Source organism: Methylomonas sp. MK1 (assembly GCF_000365425.1).
Taxonomy (GTDB): Bacteria; Pseudomonadota; Gammaproteobacteria; order Methylococcales; family Methylomonadaceae; genus Methylomonas.
The window spans coordinates 2,551,667-2,577,195 of record NZ_AQOV01000001.1 but is presented as its reverse complement, the minus strand read 5'-3'; the positions used below and the strand labels follow the sequence as shown (position 1 = coordinate 2,577,195).

General features: G+C 53.1%; 27 protein-coding genes and 1 other RNA gene. 13 read left to right on the top strand and 15 right to left on the bottom strand.

Annotation, left to right across the window (positions count from 1 at the left end):
• Positions 1 to 4: 4 nt before the first annotated feature.
• The 6 genes from sppA to G006_RS0112260 all read left to right on the top strand — a co-directional run bounded on the left by sppA (position 5) and on the right by G006_RS0112260 (position 4,125).
• Positions 5 to 988 carry a signal peptide peptidase SppA gene (gene sppA, locus G006_RS0112280; protein WP_020483490.1) on the top strand — a complete coding sequence of 328 codons (984 nt, stop codon included), beginning with the start codon at positions 5 to 7 and terminating at the stop codon, positions 986 to 988.
• A gap of 115 nt (positions 989 to 1,103) precedes the next feature.
• An RNA gene (ffs, locus tag G006_RS27805) (signal recognition particle sRNA small type) lies at positions 1,104 to 1,200 on the top strand.
• A 33-nt stretch (positions 1,201 to 1,233) separates the two neighbouring features.
• On the top strand, positions 1,234 to 2,838 hold the full coding sequence (dnaX, locus tag G006_RS0112275; RefSeq protein WP_020483489.1) for a DNA polymerase III subunit gamma/tau: 1,605 nt from the start codon (positions 1,234 to 1,236) through the stop codon (positions 2,836 to 2,838).
• Between the two features lie 17 nt (positions 2,839 to 2,855).
• The gene (locus tag G006_RS0112270) at positions 2,856 to 3,179 is read left to right on the top strand and encodes a YbaB/EbfC family nucleoid-associated protein (RefSeq protein ID WP_026147014.1); all 324 of its coding nucleotides are present in this window, start codon (positions 2,856 to 2,858) and stop codon (positions 3,177 to 3,179) included.
• 2 nt (positions 3,180 to 3,181) lie between these two features.
• Positions 3,182 to 3,778 (top strand): recombination mediator RecR, encoded by a 597-nt coding sequence (gene recR, locus G006_RS0112265; protein WP_020483487.1) that lies wholly within the window; start codon positions 3,182 to 3,184, stop codon positions 3,776 to 3,778.
• Between the two features lie 8 nt (positions 3,779 to 3,786).
• Positions 3,787 to 4,125, top strand: coding sequence for a histidine triad nucleotide-binding protein (locus tag G006_RS0112260; RefSeq protein WP_020483486.1), 339 nt, complete (start codon positions 3,787 to 3,789; stop codon positions 4,123 to 4,125).
• 64 nt (positions 4,126 to 4,189) lie between these two features.
• Here the strand turns inward: G006_RS0112260 and G006_RS0112255 are convergent, their stop codons facing one another.
• From G006_RS0112255 to G006_RS0112225, 7 genes are all read right to left on the bottom strand, one after another.
• Complete coding sequence (locus G006_RS0112255; RefSeq protein WP_020483485.1) at positions 4,190 to 5,182, bottom strand: polysaccharide deacetylase family protein; 993 nt, start codon at positions 5,180 to 5,182, stop codon at positions 4,190 to 4,192.
• Positions 5,179 to 6,036, bottom strand: a complete 858-nt coding sequence (locus tag G006_RS0112250) for a hypothetical protein (RefSeq protein WP_020483484.1) — start codon at positions 6,034 to 6,036, stop codon at positions 5,179 to 5,181. The genes G006_RS0112255 and G006_RS0112250 overlap by 4 nt, the downstream gene beginning before the upstream one ends.
• 54 nt (positions 6,037 to 6,090) lie before the next feature.
• Entirely contained in the window at positions 6,091 to 6,357 is a 267-nt protein-coding gene (locus G006_RS0112245; RefSeq protein ID WP_020483483.1) for a phosphopantetheine-binding protein, read from the bottom strand.
• Between the two features lie 31 nt (positions 6,358 to 6,388).
• Entirely contained in the window at positions 6,389 to 7,492 is a 1,104-nt protein-coding gene (locus G006_RS0112240; RefSeq protein WP_020483482.1) for a 2-oxo acid dehydrogenase subunit E2, read from the bottom strand.
• Between the two features lie 9 nt (positions 7,493 to 7,501).
• The gene (locus tag G006_RS0112235) at positions 7,502 to 9,529 is read right to left on the bottom strand and encodes a dehydrogenase E1 component subunit alpha/beta (RefSeq protein ID WP_020483481.1); all 2,028 of its coding nucleotides are present in this window, start codon (positions 9,527 to 9,529) and stop codon (positions 7,502 to 7,504) included.
• Between the two features lie 122 nt (positions 9,530 to 9,651).
• Positions 9,652 to 10,563: a ribosome small subunit-dependent GTPase A gene (gene rsgA / locus G006_RS0112230; protein WP_020483480.1), complete on the bottom strand. Its 912-nt coding sequence runs from the start codon at positions 10,561 to 10,563 to the stop codon at positions 9,652 to 9,654.
• Positions 10,563 to 11,813 (bottom strand): M48 family metallopeptidase, encoded by a 1,251-nt coding sequence (locus G006_RS0112225; protein ID WP_020483479.1) that lies wholly within the window; start codon positions 11,811 to 11,813, stop codon positions 10,563 to 10,565. Before G006_RS0112225 ends, rsgA begins: the two co-directional genes overlap by 1 nt.
• Before the next feature lie 89 nt (positions 11,814 to 11,902).
• On the opposite strand from G006_RS0112225, the gene orn reads away from it, so the two are divergent.
• The 4 genes from orn to G006_RS0112205 all read left to right on the top strand — a co-directional run bounded on the left by orn (position 11,903) and on the right by G006_RS0112205 (position 15,016).
• On the top strand, positions 11,903 to 12,448 hold the full coding sequence (orn, locus tag G006_RS0112220; protein WP_026147013.1) for an oligoribonuclease: 546 nt from the start codon (positions 11,903 to 11,905) through the stop codon (positions 12,446 to 12,448).
• Positions 12,448 to 13,155 carry a fluoride efflux transporter CrcB gene (gene crcB, locus G006_RS0112215; protein WP_020483477.1) on the top strand — a complete coding sequence of 236 codons (708 nt, stop codon included), beginning with the start codon at positions 12,448 to 12,450 and terminating at the stop codon, positions 13,153 to 13,155. Before orn ends, crcB begins: the two co-directional genes overlap by 1 nt.
• Before the next feature lie 42 nt (positions 13,156 to 13,197).
• Complete coding sequence (gene serS / locus G006_RS0112210) at positions 13,198 to 14,469, top strand: serine--tRNA ligase (protein WP_020483476.1); 1,272 nt, start codon at positions 13,198 to 13,200, stop codon at positions 14,467 to 14,469.
• 157 nt (positions 14,470 to 14,626) lie between these two features.
• The gene (locus G006_RS0112205; RefSeq protein ID WP_020483475.1) at positions 14,627 to 15,016 is read left to right on the top strand and encodes a group I truncated hemoglobin; all 390 of its coding nucleotides are present in this window, start codon (positions 14,627 to 14,629) and stop codon (positions 15,014 to 15,016) included.
• 52 nt (positions 15,017 to 15,068) lie between these two features.
• Here the strand turns inward: G006_RS0112205 and G006_RS0112200 are convergent, their stop codons facing one another.
• Positions 15,069 to 17,099, bottom strand: coding sequence for a methyl-accepting chemotaxis protein (locus tag G006_RS0112200; protein WP_020483474.1), 2,031 nt, complete (start codon positions 17,097 to 17,099; stop codon positions 15,069 to 15,071).
• Between the two features lie 132 nt (positions 17,100 to 17,231).
• Positions 17,232 to 17,501, bottom strand: a complete 270-nt coding sequence (locus tag G006_RS0112195) for a hypothetical protein (protein ID WP_020483473.1) — start codon at positions 17,499 to 17,501, stop codon at positions 17,232 to 17,234.
• 193 nt (positions 17,502 to 17,694) lie between these two features.
• Between G006_RS0112195 and G006_RS25500 the strand changes: the two genes are divergently transcribed.
• On the top strand, positions 17,695 to 18,420 hold the full coding sequence (locus tag G006_RS25500; protein ID WP_020483472.1) for a pentapeptide repeat-containing protein: 726 nt from the start codon (positions 17,695 to 17,697) through the stop codon (positions 18,418 to 18,420).
• A gap of 50 nt (positions 18,421 to 18,470) precedes the next feature.
• On the opposite strand, the gene G006_RS0112185 is transcribed toward G006_RS25500, so the two are convergent.
• Positions 18,471 to 19,253, bottom strand: a complete 783-nt coding sequence (locus tag G006_RS0112185; RefSeq protein ID WP_020483471.1) for a symmetrical bis(5'-nucleosyl)-tetraphosphatase — start codon at positions 19,251 to 19,253, stop codon at positions 18,471 to 18,473.
• A 576-nt stretch (positions 19,254 to 19,829) separates the two neighbouring features.
• Here G006_RS0112185 and G006_RS0112180 point away from each other — a divergent pair.
• The gene (locus G006_RS0112180) at positions 19,830 to 20,099 is read left to right on the top strand and encodes a hypothetical protein (protein ID WP_020483470.1); all 270 of its coding nucleotides are present in this window, start codon (positions 19,830 to 19,832) and stop codon (positions 20,097 to 20,099) included.
• Positions 20,100 to 20,338: 239 nt separating this feature from the next.
• On the opposite strand, the gene G006_RS0112175 is transcribed toward G006_RS0112180, so the two are convergent.
• A complete protein-coding gene (locus tag G006_RS0112175; protein WP_020483469.1) occupies positions 20,339 to 20,746 on the bottom strand; it encodes a DUF805 domain-containing protein in 408 nt (135 codons plus the stop codon).
• A 45-nt stretch (positions 20,747 to 20,791) separates the two neighbouring features.
• Complete coding sequence (locus G006_RS28340) at positions 20,792 to 21,058, bottom strand: hypothetical protein (protein WP_152428858.1); 267 nt, start codon at positions 21,056 to 21,058, stop codon at positions 20,792 to 20,794.
• Between G006_RS28340 and G006_RS0112170 the strand changes: the two genes are divergently transcribed.
• A complete protein-coding gene (locus G006_RS0112170) occupies positions 21,051 to 22,259 on the top strand; it encodes an HD-GYP domain-containing protein (protein WP_020483468.1) in 1,209 nt (402 codons plus the stop codon). The two genes, G006_RS28340 and G006_RS0112170, sit on opposite strands and share 8 nt — an antisense overlap.
• A gap of 138 nt (positions 22,260 to 22,397) precedes the next feature.
• Here the strand turns inward: G006_RS0112170 and G006_RS0112165 are convergent, their stop codons facing one another.
• The 3 genes from G006_RS0112165 to gpmI all read right to left on the bottom strand — a co-directional run bounded on the left by G006_RS0112165 (position 22,398) and on the right by gpmI (position 25,469).
• A complete protein-coding gene (locus G006_RS0112165; protein ID WP_020483467.1) occupies positions 22,398 to 22,739 on the bottom strand; it encodes a hypothetical protein in 342 nt (113 codons plus the stop codon).
• A gap of 184 nt (positions 22,740 to 22,923) precedes the next feature.
• Positions 22,924 to 23,721 (bottom strand): cobalamin-binding protein, encoded by a 798-nt coding sequence (locus G006_RS0112160; RefSeq protein ID WP_020483466.1) that lies wholly within the window; start codon positions 23,719 to 23,721, stop codon positions 22,924 to 22,926.
• Between the two features lie 107 nt (positions 23,722 to 23,828).
• Entirely contained in the window at positions 23,829 to 25,469 is a 1,641-nt protein-coding gene (gene gpmI, locus G006_RS0112155) for a 2,3-bisphosphoglycerate-independent phosphoglycerate mutase (RefSeq protein WP_020483465.1), read from the bottom strand.
• Positions 25,470 to 25,529: the final 60 nt, after the last annotated feature.

Sequence of the window (25,529 nt, the reverse complement as noted above, 5' to 3'; positions counted from 1 at the left end):
ACAAATGGTGGAGAATAAACAAGATCTTCCCGAAGATATTGCTGAAAATAGTCCCGGTTGGGAAAAGTCGGTGCTGGAGAAATTGGCGTTTGCCGCCATCGACGAACAGAAAGCTGCGCGGCGCTGGGGAATATTTTTTAAGCTGCTGACGTTTGCTTATCTAACCGTCGCGTTGGGCATAGCGGTATATCCGAAATTTAAGGAGGGTATCGATTCCGGTACGGGCGAGCATGTGGCTATCGTCGATGTATTGGGGCAGATTGTCCAAGGCGAGGCCGCCAGTGCCGACACGGTGATTGAGGGCTTGCGCGATGCGGCCAAGGATAAAAACACCAAGGGTATTATCCTCAATATCAATTCACCCGGCGGTAGCCCGGTGCAGTCGGCGTACATTTATGACGAGATCAGGCGCTTGAAAGTCGAGCATCCGCAGTTGCCGATTTATTCTGTGGTCGGCGATATGTGCGCATCCGGCGGTTATTATGTCGCGTCGGCCACCGACAAGATATTCGTGAATCAGGCCAGTATCATCGGCTCTATCGGCGTAATCATGAACGGTTTTGGCTTTACCAATGTGTTGGACAAACTGGGCGTGGAGCGGCGATTGTTGACCGCCGGCGCGCACAAAGCCATGCTCGATCCGTTCTCGCCGGTCAATCAGCAAGAAAGCAAGCATATGCAGTCATTGCTGGATCAAGTACACCAACAATTCATCGGTGCGGTGCGGGAAGGACGCGGCAAGCGTTTGAAGGAAGCCGAAGCGCCGGAGATGTTCTCCGGGCTGATTTGGACCGGTACAGAAGGCGTCAGGCTGGGGTTGGCGGACGATTTCGGCAGCGTTGATAGTGTGGCGCGCGATCAGTTCGGCACCGACGAGAAAGTGAACTTTACGCCGCAGGAGCGCCTTATCGACCGCTTGGCCGGCAAGTTCGGTGCTTCGTTCGGTCATGCCATCGCCAGTAGTTTGCCTATTCCGGCAATACAGTAGCCGAGGGGCGTTGTCGGAGTTATTTACTTAATTTTGGCAAGACAGTTGCTTATCTGTTGGCTTTTATGGATAATGCTCAACTCTTCAGCGTCTTGCTGATGTTTTATGGTTACTGTGTCGGTCCTCTCGCAACGATACGCTGTAAACCCCGCCAGGTCCGGAAGGAAGCAACGGTAGCAGCGGACTCGTGTGCCGGGATGTGGCTGGCGCAGTAGCCGCCCAACTCTTGCCTTTCCGCGTTGCTAATGGCTTATCAGGTTCTTGCCAGAAAATGGCGTCCCAGCAACTTCACCCAGCTTGTCGGTCAGGAGCATGTCAGCCAATCGCTAATGCACGCCTTGCAACATGATAGATTGCATCATGCCTATCTGTTCACCGGCACGCGCGGCGTCGGCAAAACCACGGTGGCGCGGATTCTCGCCAAAGCCATCAACTGCGAAAATCTGAAAGATTTAAATCCTTGCGGTGAATGTTCGGTCTGTTTGGCCTTTGAGCAAGGCCGCTTTATGGACTTGATCGAAGTCGACGCCGCTTCCCGCACCAAAGTCGAAGATACCCGCGATCTGCTCGACAACGCCCAATACGCGCCCAATCAAGGCCGCTACAAAGTCTATTTAATTGACGAAGTACATATGCTGTCCGGGCATAGCTTTAACGCCTTGTTAAAGACCCTGGAAGAGCCGCCCCCGCACGTCAAGTTTCTGCTGGCTACCACCGATCCGCATAAAATCCCGGTTACGGTCTTATCGCGTTGTTTGCAATTCAATCTAAAACGACTGTTGCCGGAACAAATCGACACGCAAATGCAGTTTATCCTGGGCCAGGAGCAAATCGCTTTCGAGCCCGCCGCGTTGAAAATGTTGGGCCGAGCCGCAGACGGCAGCTTGCGCGACGGTTTGAGTCTGCTGGATCAGGCTATCGTTTATGGTAGCGGCAGTGTTACAACTGAAGCGGTGATCGGCATGCTCGGTACCGTCGCCCAGCAACCGATCGACGACATGTTGCAGGCGTTGGCGGCTGGAGATGCGCGGGGATTGCTGGCAAAAGTTGCCGATGTGGCAGAGCTGACGCCCGATTTTGCCGATATTCTGCAACAGATGCTGCGAGTCTTACATCGGGTGGCGCTGTTACAGCAAATGCCGGATTTCGTCGATCAGGAATTCGATAAACAGTTACTGGATACGCTGGCCCAGAGCTTATTGCCGGAAGACGTGCAACTCTATTATCAGATTGGTTTGATCGGCCAACGCGATTTGCCGCTGGCGCCCGATCCGCGTAGCGGTTTTGAAATGGTGATGTTGCGCATGCTGACCTTTCGGCCGCAGGCCGCAGAAGCGCAAGCGCAAGCGCAAGCGCTTGAGCCCATCAAGCCGGCTGTCGTTAAACCGACTGCCAGTTTATCGGCGCCGACTGCGGCGACCGAGGCCCGGCATATCGAAGAGCCGCGTCCCATATCGGTCTCGCAAACCGAAAAACCCGGCAATTGGACCGAGATTATCGCCGCGCTGAATATTAGCGGTCGGACCCGAGAGCTGGCGAATAATTGTGTGTTGGACGGTATCGACGACAGCAGTTGCCGCTTGCTGCTCGATCCGAGCTTTCAGCAGATCGGTACTAAAGCTGAGGACAATCTCCGTGCGGCCTTACAGAATTATTACGGTAAACCTTTAAAACTGGTCATAAGCAAGCAAGCAGAGCAGCAAATGACACCGGCACTGGAAATTCAAAAAGCTCGCGAAGATCGGCAGCAAGCGGCGGTGGATAGCATTAATACCGATGAAAATGTACAGGCTTTGAAAGACACGTTTGGCGCCAGAATCATGCCTGGTAGTATCGAACCGCTGAATTAAATATTGGAGAGACGATGATGAAAAATGCGCTAGCGGGCATCATGCAACAAGCCCAAAAAATGCAGGACAACTTAAAAAAAGCCCAGGAAGAACTGGGGGCGATGGAAGTGCAAGGCGAATCCGGCGGCGGCTTGGTGACGATAGTCATGACCGGCAAACGCGAGGTGCGTAAGGTCAGTATCGATCCATCCCTGGTCGGTGACGACAAGGATATGCTGGAAGACTTGGTGGCGGCGGCGATTAACGACGCCGTACATAAAGTTGGCAAAATGAAAAAAGAAAAAATGGCCGACGTCACCGCCGGCATCCCGATTCCACCCGGTTTTCAAATGCCGTTCTAAACATGCAAAACCAGGGTTTGCTGAAAGAGTTGATCCAAAGCCTGTGCTGCCTGCCCGGCGTCGGGCCGAAATCCGCGCAACGCATGGCCTTTCATCTGTTGCAGCGCAACCGCGATGGCGGTATGCAGTTAAGCAAAATGCTCGCGAAAGCCGTCAACGAAATCGGCCATTGCCGCGAATGCCGGACCTTGACCGAAACCGAGTTGTGCGAGGTCTGCGCTAACCCGTTACGCGATTCGGAAACCTTGTGTGTAGTCGAAAGTCCGGCTGATGTATGGGTGATCGATCAAGCTACCACCTTCAAAGGTAAATACTTTGTGCTGCACGGCCGCTTGTCGCCGTTGGATGGCATCGGTCCCGATCAGCTTGGCTTTGACTTGCTCGAGCAACGCATGGCGACGGGACAGATCAGGGAAATCATTCTGGCCACTAATTCCACCGTGGAAGGTCAGGCCACCGCACATTTCATCGGCGAAGTCGCCGGCAAATTCAATATCCGCGCCACCCGCATCGCGCACGGCGTACCCATGGGCGGCGAGCTGGAGTTTATCGACAGCGGCACCTTGGCACATGCCTTTAACGGCCGCCGGGAATTTTAGGAGGAAACATGAGCGATTGTTTGTTTTGTAAGATGGCCAGCGGCGAAATCAAGCCGGATGTGGTTTACGAAGATGAGCAACTATTGGCGTTCCGAGATATTCATCCGCAGGCGCCCTTGCATGTGCTGATTATTCCGAAACGCCATGTCGCCAATTTAAATGATTTGGACGACGCCTTGCTAGGTGGGCTAATGCTGCAAACCGCCGCTAAAATTGCGGGGCAGTTTGGCTATGCGGAAAGCGGTTACCGGACAATATTCAACTGCAACGACGAGGGTGGGCAGACTGTGCACCACTTACATCTGCACCTGCTTGCGGGCAGACAGATGCATTGGCCTCCGGGTTAAATAAAATGTAAAAAAGCCGCGTAATTCGCGGCTTTTTTATGGGTTCGGGCAACCTCCGGGCGGATCAATGCTGTTCCAGCCAGTCCTTTATCTCCAGCGGGGTCATCGCGGTTCCGCCCAGTTCCCGCATAAAAAAGTCGAAGTAGCGACGGCATTTTTCCAGAAACCTTTCAAGGTCCGCATCGCTTTTTACGTAAGGCGTACCGCCTGGCATCACAGAGGGTGAGTGAAAGCTGAACACAAAGATTCGCACGCCATCTGCCAGCAAGGATTTGGTTAAGCGGCGCATTTCCGGTTCACTGTAATCCTCCGGCGACAGCCTAATCCGTTCCAATAGCCGGAGTCTGGCGACGGCTCCCGATATCTTGGCTTTTCGCAGCCAGGGATGCATCAGTTGCCGGTAAAGGGGCGTGCCGCCTGCTCGTAACCTTCCGACATAACCGCCGGAGCCCGGTAAGCCGAGCAGGCGGCGCTGGCTGCCAAACCAAAACGGGTCACTGGTGTAGCTAGAGTAGTCCGGACCGCCGTCGGCGCTGTAATCGATTGAAGCAGCAACGCTGATATCGACTTCATAGCCCAGATCCTCGAGAATCTCGCCGGTGTTGGGACCGAAGCCATAGCGGCCCGCCAGATAAGTTAAGGGTGAGGTGCCGAACGAGTTTGTGATTTGCTCGGTGAGTATCCGGAGTTTTTCATGTTCCAGAGCGCGCGGCAGGTTGCCGGGATAGGAGTTGCGCGCATTGAGTTCTTCATCGTGCGGTGGCGACACCCAGGGATGCAAATGCGCTCCGATCAGTGCCCGGCCCGAATCGGCGTAGGCTTTAAGCGGACCGAAGGCTTCTTCTTGCGAGGCAATCGGATAGTCGACCACATAGTTCGGCACAATTCCAAAACTATCGAAAACATTCTGCGCACGGTCGATGTGACGCATATGCTTGACGCCTGTGGCGTGTCTGTCGTGCGGCTTGTTCCAGTCGAACTCCTCTTCGGTATGGATGACGACGGTGAGGATGGGGCGGGTTTCGCTGTCTACGCGAATCAGTTTTCGTTCGCTCACTGGTTTAGCCCTACGATCTCGGAATAAAAGTTGCTGATGTCTGATTCGACCAGCGTGTCGCTGCGAAATACTTTGTTGCGATAGCCGGCTAGTTCGTGCGAAATCAGCGGTAACCTAGGTAGCAGACGTGATTCCACTCGCGTATAAAAACAGTCGTTTTGTAACAGGTGCCAGCCGATGGTTTGTCGGTAATTCAGAAACAGCTCGGGATCGCTGAATCCTATTATTAGCGCGCCGGGTATGCCTTTCAATCGGTTCGGTTTCCACGTCACAAGACAATACGCGCCGGGTTTCCCAACGGCAAGATGTCTTAGCCAGGGTAGGTGGCGGTGATCATGAAATACCTTGGCATCCTCTGGGGTCAGAGCGCCTTGGATTGCGTCGTAATCGGTAAGTACTTGAACACCGCCGAGTCGGGCAAATGGCCAGGGAAGATTGGGCCACAGTGCGTGGCGTTCGTTCATCGGCTTGAACTTCAGGAACTGTAGCGTCTTCGATACCACTTCCGTCGGTGTCAGGTCGGTGAAATGGAAGCCGGGTTGCGAGACGACAGCCATCGCCAGCCGCATGCTTTGGGAGCGGAAGGCCTCCAGCACGCACCAACTGGTGATATTGCAAAATTGTTCCGCTTGGCCGCGGATGATGCGTTCGGCGTAGATCGCCCCGATGCCGCCGACGATTTTGCCCTCGTCGCGGATCAGAAAACCGTTGTTGGGTTTGGCTACTCCCCAGCTCTGCTGGAAAGCTTGTGCCCATTGTTCGGCGCTGCGTTCGGAGCTGAGGTGTTCAGTGAGAAATTGGCAGAAAGCGAGCAGGTCGCCGTCTTGAATCGGTTCCAGCGTCGGCATGGCCATGATTATTCCTTCAGCGCAATGGGGTCAAATAGGCGTATGGGGTGATTGTTATGGTTACGCTGGTTTGCTGGAAAGCAGAAAGTTGGTCATCGCGTTAATCGAGCCGAGATTGTCGATGTTCATGTCTTCCTGTTTGATGCGAAAGTCGTAGCTGGCCTCGAACCAGACCACCAGTTCCAGAATGGCGCCGGAGTCGAGCAGGCCGGTGGCAGGCAGAATGTCGTCGTCGGTAATGTCGGATGCGTCCATGTCCAGCGCTTTGGCAAGCTCTATGACCTTGTTGCGAATCGCAGCTTTAATCTCGTCGGGATTTAAGTTCATTTATCGGTAGCCTCTGGTTTATATGTGTGGGTTATGCCGGACGAGACAACGCCAGCAGCACTTGTGCGACGTCAAAACCCGTAAGAACGCGATGATCGTAAGTGGCGCCCAGGACGGCCTTTTCCGAATTTTTCGGGGCTGCGTGGGCGATAATTAGCGCTGTTTGCGGCGGTAAAATGGGGGTGTGGCGGCTGACATTCCAGCGCGCCATACTCGAAAACGATAAGGTGGCGCCGGAGGCTTCCTGCGGCGGTAGCTTGTGAGCCATGGCGTGGCGCTGTACCTCGCCGAGGGCGCCGATGAATTGCGCCGCGTCCATGTCTTGAGTGTCGCGGACCACGGTCAGATAAAGCATAGAGCCGGCCTGCACGGTAAAGCCGATATTCACCGGCGTATATTGGAAACGCTGGCCGTTGACTATCGTGGAATTGATCAGCGGACGTTCGCGGCCCAGTTCGGCCAGACGAAAGGCCATCAGCGGCAGCAAGGGCGAGAGCATCAGCTTATGTTCCGCCGCATAGGCGGCGGCTCTTTCCTCCCAGGGCTTGGGGTCGTATTCGACCTCCAGATAGGCCGAGGCCGCAAAATCCCGATGCCAAGCCACTGTATGCAGCATGCCCGCGGCTTCCGGCGACAGTTCCCGCAAGTCGCCGGCAACCGTTGGCGCGTCTTCCCGCCGTATCGCCGTTTGGCTAGATACGGCGGCTTTGCCGGGCTTACCGCCCTTGCTTAACCAGGTTTCGATGTCGGCCACCGAAAGGCGTTCACCGCTGGCGGGGACGCGGGCCGGGTCGATGTCCAGTTCCTTTAGCATGGCTCTGGCTTTGGCCGTGGGTTGGCGCACAGCGCTTGCTGTTGACGAAGTGTCCTTGGTTTCTTCGGGGATGGCTTCGTCGCGCGTGGCGCCCAGCCAGAACATCACTGCACCGACGCGAATTTTTTGTCCCGGTTCGCAGTCGACCCTCAGCACGTAGCCGTCCTGTTCCGCTACCACGTCTATCATGGATTTGTCGGTTTCGACGGTGGCGACTATGTCACCGCTATTGACGAACTCGCCTTGCTTGACGTCGATGCTGACGACGTCCACGAACTCGTCGTTGATGTTCACGCAGGGGACGGTTTGGAAAGTGGGCATGGCTGTCCTTTAAAAAAGGTCGAGAATTTGGTCGATGATCGATTGTTCGTCGGGAATAATGCTGCGCTCCAGGCTGCGGGCGGAGGCGATGGGCACGGGCGGCGTGCCGATGCGCAGAAACTGGCCCTTGAATCCGGATTCCAGCAAAGCGGCGGCTATTTCGGCGCTGACGCCGAAGTCGTGGTGAGATTCCTCGATCACCACCACGCACTCCCGCGTTGCCAGATGCTTTATCAACGATTCGCGCGGCAGTGGCGACAGCAGGGACGGCGATACGATTTCGACTTCCAGCTCTTCTTCGCTTTCCAGTCTGTTTGCCACGGCTTCGGTCATCGTTAGCATGCCGCCGTAGCTTACTAATGTAAGGTCAGGTTCGGTTGCGCCGCGACGTAATGTAGGGAACAGGTGGGTAGCGACATCATCCGTTGCCGGCAGCGCGATATAATCCGCCGGATCCATTTTTTCGCCGTAAAGTAGCTTGTGCTCAAGAAACAACACCGGATAGTGCCAGCCCAGTACGGCGTCGATCAGAAGTTCGGCAACATTATGTCTGTGGCTGCCGTAAACCACGGTCAGGCCAGGCACCGAGGTAAACAAATGCTCAGGACTTTGGCTGTGTGTGGGGCCGTAACCGCGTCTGCCGCCGCAAGGTGTGCGGATTACGATAGGTACCGAGGTATCGGCGAACATGCCGGGAAACTTCACGGCATGGTTCAGCAGTTGATCCAGGCATAGCGACAGGAAATCGGCGAACATGATTTCCACGATGGGTAAGTAGCCGTCAAGCGACAAGCCGATAGACGAGCCGGTGATGCCGGCCTCGCTGATCGGTGTGGAAATGACGCGACCGGGAAATTCGCTGGACAGGCCTTGAGTGACTTTGAAGGCGCCGCCGTAGGGGTCGTGCAGGTCTTCGCCGATTAATAGCGTGCGCTGATCGGACTTGAGCAGGAATTGCAAGGCGGTGTTAAGCACCTGCCGCACATTACTACCGGCCGGGATTGGCGGATAACTGGGCAAAGGGTGCTCAAGTTGGTTGGTGAAGATGTGTGTAGGGGGTTCAGCGAGTGTGGCTTCCGGCGAGGCGTTGGCTGCTTGGCGCACTGCTTCCACGAATTCGCGATTGCGTGACTCGATAGAAGTCAGCGTATCGGCTGGCAACTGCCTGGCCAACGCCGCCAAAGGATCGCGGGCGCGAATTTCTGCAAGCTCATTTGGATCGCGCAGATCGTCGCCTTTGCTGTGGGGGCCCATCCGCCGGGTGTCGATCACAAGGAAGCCTGGGCCGCGACTCGTGCGGACTGCGCTGACTACGTCCGCCACTTTGCTGCAGAACTCGGGGTCATTGTCGGCAAGGCGCCAAGTGGGTAGTCCGAATGCCGCGCCGCGGGCTTCGATATCGCCGCCCAGGTTGTCGCGACTGACGGTAGTTTGAGAAATGCCATTGTTCTCGACCACGACCAGCAACGGTGCGTTCCAGACCGACGCCAGATTCATAGCTTCGTAGACCAAGCCCTGGCCGAGCGTGCCGTCGCCAATGATGGCCGCCACGATTCCGGAACTGCCGTGCAGCTTGCGCGCCAGCGCCAGACCCGCGCCAATGCCCAACATGCCGCCCTGCACGCCGTTACTGTGAAAATTGCGGTGAACCAGATGTTGACTGCCGCCCCAACCGCCGCAGGCGCCAGCCTCGCGACCCATAATTTCGCCAACCAGCCCGACAAAGTCGCCGGAGTACGACAGGAAATGCCCGTGATTGCGATGATTGGAGAGGACGGCGTCATCAGGATGATCCAAGGCACGCACCACCGATAATGCGGTAAGTTCTTGGCCGATGCAGGTGTGGGTGGTGCCCGAGACCAGGCCGCGGGAAAATTGATCAAGCACCAGCTCTTCGGTCAGGCGTATCAGATGACCGTAAGCATAAAGACTTTCCGGCTCAAGACCGATTTGCGGTTTACCGTGTTCGTCTCGTGTGAAGCCCGGCACTTCCCAAGTTTTATCCTCCGGAAGGCGTGCTACTTTATGTGTGTCCATTTACTGGTTCCGGCGGTCTTGGATAGTGCTTTAGTCATAAGAATATAATTTACGCGAACCGAGAATACCGTGCAAGAACCGATTGAATTGATCCGGGGTGCGAAATCATCTGTTTGGAGAGATTAGTTGCGATTGCCTGGCGGCATCTTTTCTCTGAGTTTTAAGAAGCGCTGATAGCGCTCGGAAGCAATTTGCCCCGCTTCTACGGCCAGCCGCACCGCGCAATCCTTGTCGGTGACGTGCCGACAGTCGTTGAAGCGGCATTTTGAAATGTAAGGCTGAAACTCTCTATAACCCCAAGCCAGTTGCCCTTCCGACAACCCCGCCAAGCCAAATATCGCGACGCCGGGGCTGTCGATCAGATCGCCGCCGCCGGGTAAATGGTAAAGCGTCGCGGCAGTAGTGGTGTGGCGACCGTGGCGGGTGATTTCAGATACGCTGTTGATCTTTAAATTCCGATCCGGCAATAGCGCATTAGTTAATGAGGACTTGCCAACCCCGGATTGGCCGGCGAACATGCTGGTTCGCTGCGCCAAAACCTGTTGCAAGCCGGCTATGCCGATTTTTTGGTTGGCACTGACTCTATGCAGGCTGTAGCCCAAGTTTTGATAATAGGCTAACCCTTCTTCAACCACAGGTGACAGCGGCAGATCGACTTTATTTAACACCAAAGCAGCATCGATATTGCAGTTTTCGCAGATTGCCAGGTATTGATCCAGCAGCAAAAAATCGCATTCCGGTTCGGCGGCGAAGACGATAAAAATGGTATCTAGATTAGCCGCTACCGGCCGCGTGTCGTTGCCGCGGCTGGGACGCTGCAACACCGAGCGTCTGGGTAGTATCTGCTCGATGCGGCCTTGATCGGGCGAGGACATCGACAGCATCACCCGGTCGCCGACCACCACAGTGTCCAGTTTACGTAAAGTCTGGCAGAGCACGAGTTGTTCGGCAGCTAAGCCATCATCGTCGCTCACTTCCACGGCGATACCCTTGCCGAGATGGGCGACGACCAAGCCCTGGTGCAGGTCTGCCATCAGGCGGACTGCATCTTTTCTTCGATATGCGCTATGCGGATCGCGGCGGGCGGATGGCTGTAATGGAACGCCGAGTAAAGTGGGTCGGGCGTCAGGGTGCTGGCGTTTTCTTCGTAAAGTTTCACCAAACCGCTGATCATTTTGCTGCCTTGGGCATTGCGGGTGGCAAAGTCGTCGGCTTCGAACTCGAATTTACGCTGAAAGTAGGCGCTGATCGGTTGCATGAAGGTGGTGAAGACAGGCGATACCAGCATAAACAGCAACAGCGCCGCGGCGTTGGAGTGCGTGCTGACGCCTAGGCCGTCAAAAAACCAATCCTGAGTAATCAACCAGCCCAAGACTGCAAAGCTGATTAGTGTCATCACCGACGAAGCGACCAGCATTTTAATGGTGTGTTTGCATTTGAAATGACCTAGCTCATGCGCCAGCACCGCCTCCAGTTCTTCCTCGTCCAGCGAATTGACCAGGGTGTCGAAGAACACGATACGCTTGTTATTGCCCAAGCCGGTGAAATACGCATTGCCGTGGCCGGAACGGCGTGAGCCGTCCATGATGAAAATGCCTTGGCTGTTAAAGCCGCAGCGTTCCAGCAAACCCTGAATGCGTTGTTTCAGAGAGCCTTCCTGCATAGGCTCGAATTTGTTGAACAGCGGGGCGATCACGGTCGGAAACAGCCAGCTCATCAACAGCGAAAAACTCATGATGATGGCCCAGGCATACAGCCACCAGAGGCCGCCGATGCTCTCCATTACCCACAGAATCAGCGCCAGAATCGGTAAGCCGATCACCAAGGTTAAGCCCATGGACATCATTTGGTCTTTCACGAACTGCGGCAGTTTGCTCTTATTGAAGCCGTATTTTTCTTCGATGACAAAGGTTTGGTACAAACTGAACGGGATTTCAATCACGGTCATCAGCAGAAAAATGCTGGCCATTGAGAACAAACTGGCCATCAGTGGCGACAAATCGAAGGTCGACCAGAAATCGAAGACCAGGCTGATGCCGCCACCCAAGGTCAGCGCCAGCAAAAAGACCATGCCGACCACGCTGTCGATGTCGCCCAGTTTGCTTTTCTCTATGGTGTAATCGGCAGCCTTTTGGTGGGCGCTGAGCGACACCCGGTCTTGAAAGGCGGTCGGCACCTGTTCGCGATGCTGTAAAACGTAGGATTTCTGGCGCATTGCCAGCCAGAATTGGATGCCGTAGGAAAGGGCTAAAGCTACTAAAAAAATGCCGGTAAACGTGTTCATCAAGCCTATGTAGGTGGGGTTAACAATTAGCGGTACAGATTAGCTAATGCTACAATTTGCCGCAACATTATTAATACCATGGAATGAAAATGGCTCAAGATGCCGACAATCTTATCTGGATCGATCTGGAAATGACAGGCTTAGATCCTGATAACGATCTGATCATCGAAATCGCCACGGTAGTCACCGATAAACATTTGAACATTCTTGCCGAAGGGCCGGTGATGGCGGTGCATCAATCCGACGCGGCGTTGGCGGCAATGGACGACTGGAACCAGCAGCATCATGGTCAATCCGGCCTGATTCAGCGGGTCAAAGACTCCAAAATCGATGCTGCCGAAGCGGAGGCTCGCACCATCGCGTTTTTGCAGCAATGGGTGCCCGCCAAAACCTCGCCGATATGCGGTAACAGCATTTGTCAGGATAGGCGGTTTTTGTATCGCTACATGCCCAAATTAGAAGCGTTTTTCCACTACCGTAACCTGGATGTGTCTACCGTGAAAGAATTGGCCGCGCGCTGGGCGCCGCAGTTGAAGGACGGCTTCAACAAGCAGGCCTCGCACAAAGCCTTGGACGACATTATCGAGTCCATCGAAGAACTGCGTTACTACCGGGAAACGTTCTTTAAATTCTGATGTTGCAATTGTTCGCGGTCGCTCTCGGCGGCGCTATCGGTTCCATGTTGCGCTATCTGGCCTCCAGCGGCATGTATCTGTGGCTGGGTAGGGGCTTTCCTTACGGTACCTTGACTGTAAATTTGCTCGGCTCGTTTCTGATCGGGCTGATGACTGAAGCACTGATTCTGCAACGTCTGACCATTGCCTTGGAGTACCGCACCGCGATTCTGGTTGGGGTGATGGGTGGCTTTACCACCTTTTCCAGCTTTTCCCTGGAAACTTTCTATTTGCTGGAACAAGGTCAAATCAGCAAGGCCGGGCTAAATATTGTCGCCAGCGTGTTTGGGTGTCTGTTGGCCGTATGGGCCGGTCTGGCGCTAGGCAAAGGGTTATTTTTCTATTCGCAAGGTACATTCCGCCTGTTCGATTGGCCGTTTCCTTATGCCTTGACGCTGGTTAATGGCATCGGCGCGTTTTTGATCGGCATCGTCGCCACGGTGTTGATGCACAAACTGTCCATTTCAATAGAATACCGGGCTATTTTAGTGACCGTTCTGATTGGTTTATTCATCACCCTGTCCGGTTTATATTTAATTCTCTACCTGCTGGAAAGCGGCCATTCCTTCGAATCGCATATGGGTGCAATGCTTACCGTTTTTTTGAGTAATGTCGTTTTTTGCAGTGCTGCGCTCTGGCTTGGCTTGTGGCTGGGCAAGCAGGTATAGCCGCCGTTTTCTCTCTTTTTTCAAATCAGGATACTCATCACCATGCTAGACCCCCGTTTATTCAGAAGCGACCTGGAACTGGTTCTGCAACAATTGCAAAGACGCGGTTTTCAATTCGATGCCGCTGTCTATCAAGCCCTGGAAGACCGGCGTAAAGAGGTTCAGGTCAAAACCCAGGAACTGCAAAACGAACGCAACACCCGTTCTAAAGCCATCGGCCAAGCCAAGGCCAAGGGCGAAGACGTTCAGCCTTTGCTGGATCAGGTGGCGGACTTGGGCGATCAGCTAAAAGCCGCAGAATCCGAGTTGAACGACATTCAAAACCAATTGAGTGTCCTAATGGAAGGCATTCCCAATATTCTCGACGAAGCGGTGCCGGCCGGTAAAAGCGATGCCGACAACGTCGAAATTAGCCGATGGGGCGAGCCGCGCCAGTTCGATTTTCCCCCTAAGGATCATGTCGACTTGGGCGAACCGCTGGGAATGAATTTCGAGTTGGGCGCTAAGATTGCCAGCGCCCGTTTCGTGGTACTGGCCGGCAAACTGGCGACCTTGCAACGCGCGATCATTCAACTGATGCTGAACACGCACATCAACGAGCACGGCTATCAGGAAACCTATGTACCGTTCCTGGCCAACGCCGATAGCTTGCGCGGTACCGGCCAATTGCCCAAGTTCGAGGCGGATTTGTTCACTGTCCAGAACGATCCGACTTTTTACCTGATCCCGACCGCCGAAGTGCCGGTCACTAACATCGTTCGCGATGTGATCGTCGAAGCCAAGCAAATGCCGTTGAAATTCGTTTGTCATTCACCGTGTTTTCGTAGCGAAGCCGGCGCATACGGCAGCGACGTACGAGGCATGATTCGTCAGCATCAATTCGAAAAGGTCGAGTTGGTGCAAATCGTCACGCCGGAGCAATCGGCGCAAGCGCATGAAGAATTGACCGCCCATGCCGAAACCATTCTGAAAAAGCTGAACTTGCCGTACCGTAAGGTGCTGCTGTGCGCTGGCGACACCGGCTTTTCATCGTCTAAAACCTACGATCTGGAAGTCTGGTTACCCGGTCAGCAAAAATACCGCGAAATTTCTTCATGCAGTAACTTCAAGGATTTCCAGGCGCGGCGTTTACAAGCGCGCTGGCGCAATCCGGAAACCGGTAAACCTGAATTGGTGCATACCTTAAACGGCTCCGGATTGGCAGCTGGACGGACCTTAATCGCTGTGATGGAAAATTATCAAAACGAAGACGGTTCGATCACTGTGCCGGAAGCTTTGCGACCTTATCTGGGCGGTCTCGAAAAGATTCAATAACTTACAATCAGTCGGGTCTTTGGCGGTGGTGAAATAGTTTGGATGCGAAACTATCATCGGGTATCATCGCCGCCGAGGCCGCTAAATCAGTCAAAATCAATAGTTTGCCGGTTTAGACGCCGCCTCGAAAATTAGAAAATTATAATGAGGGGGTAACATGAGTGAAGAAAACGAAGTGCAAGGACCATCGTTGTATGAACGTATCGGCGGCGAAGCGGCAGTCAACGCGGCGGTCGATGTGTTCTACGGCAAAGTGCTGGGGGATTATCGAATCAACCGCTTTTTTGAAAGAACCGACATGGCTAAACAAGCCGAGCATTTAAAAACCTTTATGACGGTGGCTTTCGGCGGCCCCAACAACTACACCGGACGTTCTTTGCGCGACGGCCATGCACGCTTGGTGAAAATGGGTTTGAACGACTCCCATTACGATGCCGTCATGGAACATCTGGGCGCAACCATGCAAGAGCTGAATGTGCCTGCCGAACTCATCGCGGAAGCTGCGGCACTGGTAGAAAGCGTTAGAGGCGAAGTGCTGGGTAAATAAAATTGGTTCCGCTACCTGGTCGCCTGCGCAAATCGGGTAGCGGCTTCTCCTGCTAGATATTCAGTTTGAATTGCGTGGTTAGTTTTTGTAAGTTTTCCGCCAGCTGATTCAACTGGTGGGCTTCAGAGGTAGTCTGATTCGCCCCGTTACTGGTGTGTTCCGATAAATTGGTAATGTGGACGATATTCCGATTGATTTCCTCGGTCACGGCCGTTTGTTCTTCGGCCGCGCTGGCAATTTGCAGGTTCATCGCGTCGATGGTTTCCACCGATTGGCTGATCGCTTCCAGGGATTGCATCGCCTCCCGAGATTTCTCCACACCTATATGAGCTTGCGTACGGCTTTGCTGCATCACAGCGACCGCCTCGCGCGATCCGGCCTGTAATTCACCTATCATGTTTTCGATTACTGCAGTTGATTCTTGGGTACGGCTTGCCAGGCTGCGAACTTCATCGGCCACTACCGCAAAACCGCGTCCGTGTTCGCCGGCGCGGGCGGCTTCAATGGCGGCGTTCAAGGCCAATAAGTTGGTTTGTTCGGCGATACTTTTAATCACGTCCACCAAGGAGCCTATGGATTCGCTGCTTTTTTCCAGGCTTTGAATCACATTGGCGGCGCTTTCGATGTCTTTAGCCAATTGGCTGATCGATATTGTGGCGCTTGCCACTATGCTTTGACCGTTTTTTGTTTGCTCGTTAGCGGTGCTGGCCGCTTGGGCCGCCGTATTGGTGGTGGAGGCAACGTCCTGGATGGTAGCGCTCATCTGGTTGACCGCCGTCGCGACCGAGGTGGTTTCTTCGCGTTGCCGGTCGAGATGAATCGCGCTTTGGCTGGCAACTGTGTAGACTTTTTGCGCCGACGTATGCAATTCGGCACTGGTATGAATGATTTCCCTCAGCAAAGCCGAACTGGTGTCTATCATGGCGTTGAAGTTTTCGGCAATCTCCCGCATTTCATCGTTGGCATCGATATGTACTCTCGCGCTCAGGTCGTTTTGAGCAACGCGTTTAGTCGCGATGTTAATAGCGGTTATGTTGCGACTGACCGACTTGGTCAAGCCCAGCAATAGCACAATGACCACCAATAACACCCCGAGTAGTCCGGCCAGCGTAAATTGTAAAAATCGGTCAGCCGCCGCGCTGCGGGTGCGAAAAAGCAGGTCGAGTTCCGCTATCAGTCCGGTGTAGAGTTGGTAAGACTGGGTGATGGCTTGGGTGGAGGTTTCGAATACCGTATCGCTACCAACAGAAATGGTTTCGCTTTCGACCAATTGCTGGCGTAATAAACCGAGCATGGTTTGTAAGGCTGTTTGGTAGTTTTCATTGGTGCCGCGCAAATTTCGCGACACCTCTGGATTTTCCGCAAACGCCACGGCCAAGCCTTCATCCACCTTGCGGGCATGGGTTTCTATATTGGCGATTAAGATTAACAACTTGGTCAATGTTTGCGGCGTGTAACTACCCTTGGCTGCGATGCCGGAGGCCAGAGCCCGCGCTTGCCCCATCACTTCGATTAATTCGGGCAAATCGGACGTTAGTACGAATCCCATATGAAAACTATCGAGCTTGGGGTCGAGGATGATGCCGGATGTATTCGAAATATGGTTTAGTAGCTTCAAACCATCGGCAATCAACACGTTATGAGCGGTTATCGCTGCACTTAACTCTTGATCCTGGGAATGTGTTTTGATGTCGTTCCATTGTTGGCTGAGCTTGGCGAGCATGCTGTCGGTTTGCAAGGCGTCATGCAGTTCGCGGTCGGTTTTTTCAAGTTCCGCAAAATAGCCATCGATTTCTTCGCGTTTACTAGTGATGCGTTCCTTAAATTGGGTCGCGCCGTTGCGAAACGCGCTGGTCATGCCCCGATGCTGTTGAATGTGCTCGATAGGTTTTCTGAGGGCGGCGATGTAACTTAGGCCATGGCGTTCTCGCTCCAAGGAGTCGATTTCCGTCTGAAATTGCCTGACCAAGGTGCCGGCCATGAACAGCATGGGGATCAGCACGATGCTGAATAGCAGCGCAAATTTTGCGGGATAGCGGAGCCTATCCATCAAAGCGATTGCGGGCGAAATAACAAAATCCATAGTTAAGATCCTGGCAATGTTGTTGAGGCGCGTTTGCAGGCAACTATAGTTGTTTTATGTTTTTTGGAAAGTATCTAGTAAATTTAATCGGCGGCTTAGCGCGGCGGTGAGCTTGTTAAGCCGTTTTATGTTCTACAGGCGGGCAATCAGCAGGATCACCGCCGAAATGATTAAACAGCTTCCCGCCAGCCAAGTGCCTGGACGGGACGGTTTTTTCGAAACTCGCAGCATGATGAGGATTGTCAGGGAAATCAGTAAGGCCGGATACGCTATCATGAACGCTAACGCCGGTAGCGCGGTGTTTGGACCGGCTTCTTCAAGCGTGTAATAGCTGAAACAGCCTAAACCGGGTAGCGCTAGTATCAGTGCCAAACTCAATAATTTATGACAGAACGCGTTCACGGTATAAAGCCTACCTTGGTTGTGTTGCGAAAAGTGTATAACTTGCCGGTAAGCCCTTAATCATGACTGGCCTGAAGTAGTGCTTCTATAGGGTGGGAAAATTTGCCTAAAGCCTGATTTATTGGATTATGATGCACTGAAACTCGCAAGATGGCGGTCCTTGTGTCCGTCTAACCCGCTTTGAGGAGTAGTTATGCAATACGATTCCGGTGTTTGCCAAACATTGGTAGCTTTCGGTTTGGGTTTTTGGCTATTGCCGTGCGCTGCGGCGGAACTCACTCGAGAAGGTGTTATCGCGATTATAGCTGAAGCCGGCAGTCAGCGGCCGAACTTGATCAAGAAAGACCTGTCGGGTTTGGATTTATCCGGGATCGATTTCAATAAAGCCGACTTGTTTTCCAGCAATCTTGACGGTGCAAAGCTAACGGCGGCTAGGTTGGTAGGTGTCAATCTGAATCTTGCGCAGATGCGTAATGCGAATTTGCAGAATGCCAATTTATCCTATGCCAGCTTATATGGCGTGCTGATGGATTATGCCGACTTATCCGGCGCGGACCTGAGCCGCAGTCGTGTGACCGGATCGCTGAACAATGTTAATTTCGCGGGCGCCAAATTAGCACAGGCCAATTTAGGTCCCAATTCCGCGAGTCCGCGGCAACTGCGCGATAAGCTGGAAATCAACAATGCGATACTGAACGATGCGGATTTGAGCGGCGCTAATTTTAATTATGCGCTGATGAGCAATACATCGCTCCGCCATGCCAATTTAAGCGGCGGTCAGTTTATCTGGGCGGACTTGTCCGGTGCTAATTTAGACGGTGCGACCATTTCCGGCGCGGATTTTAGAAGTGCCAACTTTGATGACGCAAATTTGAGTAATGTGAAAGGGGCCGATACAGCCCTGGGCTTTAAAAAATGAGTTTAAATTGGCTGGTCCGGCAGGACAGGCTGAGTTCAAACAAACGCTCATTAAGACATTGCTGCGATCATTTCGCCGGGTGTCGATAATGACAACGCCGACAAAGCGGGCAGCGGATAGAAGCCCACGCAATCACTATCGGCAAAATGCGCGTCATCGGCAAAAACTATGTTCAATTGCGATGTCAGTCGGTTGGGTACACGATACCAAGGCATTAAACCGGCTGGTTGAGAATAGACTGAGCCCGTTGCTTTAAAATCCAGCTTGCCTTGCTCGTTACAATACGCCATTTGCGTGTAAGCATTGGCAATAAAATTCAGTCGTTTCCAGCCGCGCAGTTTGGCATGCCAGCGCGACTGGTCTTGCTTGCGGTTTTCCAGAAACGCCGCGTAATTGCTTCCCGATAAAACCGATTCCACTTCATACGCAAAAGTCAGCGCCTGGCTGAAAGTCCATTCGCCAGGAAGACCGGCATTCACCAACGTAAAATTAAGCTTGGAATCGTGATGAATCAGGCTGCGCAGCCGCAGCCATTTCAATAACTCGTCCCGGTCCGGTGCGTTAAGAATTTCATCCAAATTATCATCCGGGCCCAATTGGGCGTAGCCGAGCGCAACGCTGAGGAGATGGAGTTCTTGTTTGCCCAATACCGCGACTGCCGCCTTGCCCAGACTTTTAACGTAACGCAGTACCTGCAAAGATTCCGGCCCGTGATTGACAAGATTGCCGGCAAACCATAGCCGGTCTTCCAACGGATCGAAGCCGATAGTCGTCAGAAGTTGCATAAGTCTTTGGTAATCGCCGTTTACGCTGCCGATGGCATAGGTGGTCATAGGTATTTAAATTCCAAAGCCATGTCTGAACAAATGCCCGGCCATGACCGGAAGGTCAGCGCAACGCCGGGAGATTTCCATCTTATCGTTAAACCCTATCAATTTTGATGCCATCAGTCTTGGCGCCGGATTTCTGGAGATGATGATCCTGCCAACTCACTGATTATTCGTTGGAAACAGATGAAAAGTCGGCAATAGGGTGTTGGGACTTAACTGGGTAAATCTGGTTCGTTCCCCGCCAAATCCGCAGTTTTGCGTGTGAAATGTAAAGTATTCGACAGGTTTTGCAGCGCTGATGAACAAAGCCAATCATCGCCCGCTGGCGATACTGAGAACGCCGTTATATTCGACAAGTCGGGAAGGAATTTACTATATGTAAAATCTATTGAAGCTATAAAAACAATCAATTTTATTTGTTGCAGGGGTTTGTTCACAATGGTCCCCAAGCTGGATCGGTTGAATTTCCAATCAGATTTCCAGTGATTTATTAACCCAGTCGGAAAATACCGTTCTTACCAACGGAATGTCAGTAACAGATACGGCCGGTTCATAACAATTATTACCAGGAGACTTATCATGAAAACCTTAAACACCATCCAAGTTGCTATCGTCCTTACTGCCGCTCTTGTTTCGACAAGTGTTCAAGCACAGGGTGATCGCATCGCCTCCGGCGGCTTTTTAAATAGTTGGGTTGCTGAAGTGGTTTACGACAATCCCGCGCACAATCGCGGCATACATAGTTATCCCAATCCGCTTGCGCCTGTTGTGGTAGCGGAAAAAGATATGATTTATGTCGATAAGGCCTATGGACAAGCTATTTACAGCTATCCCAGAAATACAAAATGAGCTCAACTCTTGGCGGACGCCTTCGGGCGTTCCGCCTGTATCGCCCGAATAAGCCTGCCGCTGTCATTCTCGCGAAAGCGGGAATCCAAGACCGTTGGGTTCCCATCTGCGCGGGAGCGACGATAATTAAGGGTCGGATTAGCAGATTCTTGCCTATCCGGGAACCAAGGCTTTAGGGGCGTCTAAGGGCATGGTTGATAATCTTGAAAAGGTTCAAACCAGCTGATTGGAATACGCGCTTACAAAGCCCTTACTAATAGCACCGGCATCCACGGGCTTACCAATAACAGAAAGCCGGTAAACCAGATATCGAAAGTAGGGCGCAAGGCCGGGGCTTCGAGTTGGTCGGCGGCCGGATTGCTGGGGGCGAATATTAATACCAAAGCGACCAACAGCATCAGCGGTGGCGCGAACAAAAATCCGAGCAATATTCCCCAGGCCGAAGAGCCGATGTCGCGGCAGCGTTTTATCATGGCGGATACACCGAATAAGCCGCATGCCAAGGCGATAATTAGGTAAAACGGCACGGCATATTCGTCGGACGACCCGCGGGTCGTTATCTGATGCGCATACAAGGGTAGTGCCAAAGCATTCAGCAAAGCTGGCAGCCCTAAAGCTATATATCGAGAGCGGTCGTAACGCAGCATGGTTCTGTGTATTCCCTAAATTAGCAGTTAACGGGATCGTCTAGGTTAGCTCAGCGGCTGGCGATTGCCAATTTTTGCGTGTTTTTTGATGATCCCGGCACGAGGATTAGGGATTGTTTTAGTGGCTTTATTGGTTACTGCTATGGCCACGACCACTGCTGATACACTTACAGCTAACCCGCTATGAATCCGGCCCTTCAATATCGTCGCCTGCGTCTTCGCGGGAATCACGATTCCAGGGAATTTAAGCCCCGGGTTAATAAACGTACCGCAATTCAGTCGCAATTCGGCAGGCAAATGCGCAATGATCAAAAAAATCGATGTAGCCGACCTGAAGCCCAAAATGTTTATCCACAACATCAACTGTCCCTGGATAGACCACCCGTTCTTGCGTAACAGTTTTTTCATCGAATCCGCGCAAGACATCGAAAGAATCGCCGCCTACGGCATTCGCCAAGTCTACATCGACACCACGCTCGGGCCGGATATGCCGGAGGCACCGACGGTTCATGACATAAACCGGCAACTTGATGCACATATGCAGCACTTGGGGCGAACGCTCAAGCGTGTGCCGCCACCGCTGGTTAGCGTCGAAAAGGAACGGGTTAAAGCCAAGCAAGTCTGCCGCGAAGCCAATCGCATCGTACATAACGTCCTGCAGGATTGCCGGCTGGGCAAGCAGGTTGAATTGGAGCAGGTTGAACCGGTGGTTTCCGGCATCATCGATTCGATTTTCCGTAACCCGGATGCCATTGTCAGTCTGCTCAGAATCAAGCAGGCCGATAAATATACTTTTCAGCATTCCGTGGCGGTCGGCACCTTGCTGATCAGTTTTTGCAGAGCCTTGGATATCGACCGCAAACTCATCGAACAGGTCGGGCTGGGCGGTTTGCTGCACGACATCGGCAAAATGCAGGTACCGAATAACATCCTCAACAAACCGGGAAAACTGACGGAAAGCGAATTCGAGATCATGAAAAATCATGTGCGCTACGGCTGTCAGGTATTGGAAAAAACGCCGGATATTTCACCGATCACGCTCAGTGTTGCGGCCGAGCATCACGAGTGCTACGACGGTAGCGGCTATCCATTGGGCCTGAAGGGTGATGAAATCAGCCTGTACGGGCAGATGGCGTCAGTGGTGGATGTCTACGATGCGCTGACCTCCACGCGTATCTATCACACCGGCATCGAACCGACGGAAGTGTTAAGAAAATTGTTGGAATGGAGTGACCACCATTTCAATCTGACACTGGTGCATCAATTTATCCGCAGCATAGGCATTTACCCTGTCGGCACCCTGGTGCGGTTGGAGAGTGGCTATCTGGCTGTGGTGGTCGAACAGCATCATGAAAATTTGCTGCACCCCAGGGTGAGGGTGGTATTCAATAGTCGGACTCGCCGTTACACGTCTCCCGCGGATTTCGATCTGTCCAAACCCGGTTGTAATGACCGCATCGCCTCGTTTGAAGTGCCCGCGAAATGTGGGGTAGATCCCCAGCGGTTTTTATAACGACGGGCCAGCTCAGCGGAAAAATTTAAGCGACGCCACTACTGATTTGAAGTTGCCGTCCAACTATATGACGCTGTATTGGGCTACTTACCTTAGCCCAATACAGATTTGATGATTGCTTTGGCCGGCAAAATCAGTTTATTCGGCTTCTATGGCTATAGGTTCGCCGGATTCATCGACTGGCTGCACAAATTCAAACAGTTTGGAGCCGGCGTTGATGACTTCGACGTTACCTTGAAAACCGCTACGCACAGCGACATTTTTGCAGAAAGTTCTTTTGATAAAGCCGGTTGTACATTTATTGGTGCCGTTGCTCAGGTCGTCGGCTATGGTCCAGCCGTCTGGACAAATAATCGTGGGAATATCAAAAGTCTTGCATACCGGTTTGGGTGTTGTGCCTCCACCTGTCGGCTTGGCATAGGCAGTGGCGCTGGCGCTGAGCAAAACGGCGGTCAGGAAAAATAATTCTGGCGTTTTCATGTTAGACCTCTTCGATGATTTAATGGATCAAGCTCCCTGAAATTTGGGGTGGCATGAAGAATCCCTTTCGAAGAGGAGATTAAGATTTAAGCCTGGTTTTTTATATGAACTATTCCATCTGATTCGGCGTGATTAATTAACAGCTATTGTCTGCGCTATTGAACGGGGTTGAGTACCTGTTAGGCTAAGAAAAATCTCGCTGCCAATCATCGATGATTCGGCTCAATTGGGCCAAACCGTCGCTGAGCGAGGCTGGGCCAGGTTGTAAAATATCGCAAGATTTAATTTCGTAAACCCGCTGCTGTTGCACGGCGGGAATACTATTCCAGCCGGGGCGCACAGCCAGATGATCTGGGCGGAATTTTTTGCCGCACCAGGAGCCGATGATAATATCCGGCGCGCGGCGCACCACCTCTTGCGGATCGGCGATGATACGCTGCTTGGCGGAATGTTCGGTGGATAGCTCGGCAAAGCAGTCGTCGCCACCGGCGATGCTAATCAACTCCGATACCCAGCGGATGCCGGAAATCATCGGCTCATCCCACTCTTCAAAATACACTTTAGGGCGCTTGGCAAACTTAAGACTGTTTTGGCGAACGGTTTCCAGTTGCTGCCGGTATTGAGCGACTAGCACAGCCGCTTTTTCCGGAACGCCGACCATCGCGCCCAGCAAGCCGATCATTTTCAAAATACCGTCCGCCGAGCGTTGGTTAAACACGTGCATCTCAACGCCGGCCCGGATTAAATCCGCGGCGATGTCGGCTTGCAAATTGGAAAAGCCCAGCACCAGATCCGGCTCCAGCGCCAGAATTTTGTCGATTTTGGCGCTAGTAAATGCCGAGACTTTGGGTTTTTCTTTGCGCGCTTGGGGTGGCCTGACCGTATAGCCGGAGATACCGACGATGCGTGCTTGTTCGCCCAGCAAATACAAGGTTTCGGTAGTTTCATCTGTTAAACAGACGATGCGTTCGGGATAAGCCATTGGGGTGTCCAAGTTGTTCAGTCAGTGGGGTACTGATTTGTACCAAGCAATAAAAACCGCCTAGCGGCAGGCCGGTAGGCGGTTTATAAACCAGCGGCAGTTTTCGCTTAGTTGGCTTCGATCAAGCTGGGATCGTAATCTTCCGGTGCTTCAAAACCCAGCAGATTCAAAATGGTCGCCGCCACGTTCGACAGACCCGCTTTCGGCAAGTCCTGACGTAATGTGAAACCTGGATTTTCCCCGGAAACCAGCACAAACGGCACGGGGTTTAAGGTGTGCGAGGTCTTGGCTTTGGTGCGGCCTTCGGCGTTGCGAGTCACATTGCCTTTTTTGTCCAACTCGTACATTTCATCGGCATTGCCGTGGTCGGCGGTGATGATGGCGGTGCCGTTCATTTCCAGAATCACTGGAATCAAGCGCGCCAATTGCAAATCCAGACCTTGCATGGCGGTAACCGCCGCTTCGAAGTTACCGGTATGGCCGACCATGTCGCCATTGGCGTAATTGACCCGCAGGTATTTGTATTTGCCGCTGCGCACAGCGTCTATCAAGGTATCGGTGATTTCCGCGCATTTCATCCAGGGCCGTTGTTCGAAGGGCACGACGTCGCTGGGGATTTCTACATAGGTTTCGGAAGCCTCGTCGAACTTGCCGGAGCGGTTGCCGTTCCAGAAATAGGTCACATGACCGAATTTTTGGGTTTCGCTGATCGCGTATTGGCTGATGCCGTTTTTAGCTAGATATTCGCCCAAGGTGCGGTCAATGGTGGGTGGCTCTACCAAAAAGCGTGGCGGTAATTTGGTGTCGCCGTCGTATTGCATCATGCCGGCATAAGTCACTTTCAGCAGTGGGCCGCGCTCGAATGGGCTGAATTGCTCTTCGATGAAGGCGCGGGAGATTTCGATAGACCGGTCGCCGCGGAAGTTAAAAAACACCACCGCATCGCCGTCAACGATAGTACCTAGCGGTTTGCCGTCTTTGGCAATCACGAAGCCAGGCAAATCCTGGTCGATGACGTTGGCTTCGGTGCGGAAGGTTTCAATCGCTTCGTGGGCACTGGCAAATTGTCTGCCCAGACCCAGTACGTGAATGTCCCAGCCGCGCTTGACCATGCTCCAGTCGGCTTCGTAGCGGTCCATGGTGATCTGCATCCGGCCGCCGCCCGAGGCAATCGCCACGTCGAACTCAGTGCTACGCAAACCGTCCAGATAAGCTTCGAACGGATCGACATACTCCAAGGCAGAAGTCTCGCCGACATCGCGCCCATCCAGCAGGATATGCAGGCGTACTTTGGCTACACCTTCTTGCTTTGCGCGTTCGATCATCGCTTTTAAGTGATCGATGTGCGAATGCACGTTGCCGTCGGAGAACAGACCTAAGAAATGCAAAGTGCCGCCTTGTTTGGCGGTGGCGACCACATCGTGCCAGGCTTGGCCTTGCCAGAGATGGCCGCTGCTGATGGATTCGGCGACCAATTTTGCGCCTTGGGCAAACACACGACCGGCGCCGAAGGCATTGTGGCCGACTTCGCTATTGCCCATATCTTCGTCGCTGGGCATGCCGACAGCGGTGCCGTGCGCCAGCAGTTTGGTCATGGGATAGCTGGCCATGTAACGGTCCAGATTAGGTGTGCGCGCGGCTTTCACTGCATCGCCGTCTTCGCGCGGCGAAATACCCACGCCATCCAGCACGATGGTAACGACAGGACCGGGGCAGGCGGGAAAACGGGAAGATTTTGCTAATTTCATGGTGTTATTCAATGGGTGGTACTTTGGAAGTTAAAGGAAATGGGGTCAGGTCAACAGCGG

What these genes read in the sequence shown, in the direction of transcription:
- G006_RS0112235 (WP_020483481.1), bottom strand. Translation starts at nt 9,529, where the DNA reads ATGGACACACATAAAGTAGCACGCCTTCCGGAGGATAAAACTTGGGAA.
- crcB (WP_020483477.1), top strand. Translation starts at nt 12,448, where the DNA reads ATGTTGCAATTGTTCGCGGTCGCTCTCGGCGGCGCTATCGGTTCCATG.
- dnaX (WP_020483489.1), top strand. Translation starts at nt 1,234, where the DNA reads ATGGCTTATCAGGTTCTTGCCAGAAAATGGCGTCCCAGCAACTTCACC.
- orn (WP_026147013.1), top strand. Translation starts at nt 11,903, where the DNA reads ATGGCTCAAGATGCCGACAATCTTATCTGGATCGATCTGGAAATGACA.
- G006_RS0112200 (WP_020483474.1), bottom strand. Translation starts at nt 17,099, where the DNA reads ATGGATTTTGTTATTTCGCCCGCAATCGCTTTGATGGATAGGCTCCGC.
- G006_RS0112260 (WP_020483486.1), top strand. Translation starts at nt 3,787, where the DNA reads ATGAGCGATTGTTTGTTTTGTAAGATGGCCAGCGGCGAAATCAAGCCG.
- G006_RS0112240 (WP_020483482.1), bottom strand. Translation starts at nt 7,492, where the DNA reads ATGCCCACTTTCCAAACCGTCCCCTGCGTGAACATCAACGACGAGTTC.
- sppA (WP_020483490.1), top strand. Translation starts at nt 5, where the DNA reads ATGGTGGAGAATAAACAAGATCTTCCCGAAGATATTGCTGAAAATAGT.
- G006_RS0112225 (WP_020483479.1), bottom strand. Translation starts at nt 11,813, where the DNA reads ATGAACACGTTTACCGGCATTTTTTTAGTAGCTTTAGCCCTTTCCTAC.
- rsgA (WP_020483480.1), bottom strand. Translation starts at nt 10,563, where the DNA reads ATGGCAGACCTGCACCAGGGCTTGGTCGTCGCCCATCTCGGCAAGGGT.
- G006_RS25500 (WP_020483472.1), top strand. Translation starts at nt 17,695, where the DNA reads ATGCAATACGATTCCGGTGTTTGCCAAACATTGGTAGCTTTCGGTTTG.
- recR (WP_020483487.1), top strand. Translation starts at nt 3,182, where the DNA reads ATGCAAAACCAGGGTTTGCTGAAAGAGTTGATCCAAAGCCTGTGCTGC.
- gpmI (WP_020483465.1), bottom strand. Translation starts at nt 25,469, where the DNA reads ATGAAATTAGCAAAATCTTCCCGTTTTCCCGCCTGCCCCGGTCCTGTC.
- G006_RS0112250 (WP_020483484.1), bottom strand. Translation starts at nt 6,036, where the DNA reads ATGGCCATGCCGACGCTGGAACCGATTCAAGACGGCGACCTGCTCGCT.
- G006_RS0112185 (WP_020483471.1), bottom strand. Translation starts at nt 19,253, where the DNA reads ATGACCACCTATGCCATCGGCAGCGTAAACGGCGATTACCAAAGACTT.
- serS (WP_020483476.1), top strand. Translation starts at nt 13,198, where the DNA reads ATGCTAGACCCCCGTTTATTCAGAAGCGACCTGGAACTGGTTCTGCAA.
- G006_RS0112175 (WP_020483469.1), bottom strand. Translation starts at nt 20,746, where the DNA reads ATGCTGCGTTACGACCGCTCTCGATATATAGCTTTAGGGCTGCCAGCT.
- G006_RS0112160 (WP_020483466.1), bottom strand. Translation starts at nt 23,721, where the DNA reads ATGGCTTATCCCGAACGCATCGTCTGTTTAACAGATGAAACTACCGAA.
- G006_RS0112180 (WP_020483470.1), top strand. Translation starts at nt 19,830, where the DNA reads ATGAAAACCTTAAACACCATCCAAGTTGCTATCGTCCTTACTGCCGCT.
- G006_RS0112165 (WP_020483467.1), bottom strand. Translation starts at nt 22,739, where the DNA reads ATGAAAACGCCAGAATTATTTTTCCTGACCGCCGTTTTGCTCAGCGCC.
- G006_RS0112205 (WP_020483475.1), top strand. Translation starts at nt 14,627, where the DNA reads ATGAGTGAAGAAAACGAAGTGCAAGGACCATCGTTGTATGAACGTATC.
- G006_RS0112245 (WP_020483483.1), bottom strand. Translation starts at nt 6,357, where the DNA reads ATGAACTTAAATCCCGACGAGATTAAAGCTGCGATTCGCAACAAGGTC.
- G006_RS0112270 (WP_026147014.1), top strand. Translation starts at nt 2,856, where the DNA reads ATGAAAAATGCGCTAGCGGGCATCATGCAACAAGCCCAAAAAATGCAG.
- G006_RS0112170 (WP_020483468.1), top strand. Translation starts at nt 21,051, where the DNA reads ATGATCAAAAAAATCGATGTAGCCGACCTGAAGCCCAAAATGTTTATC.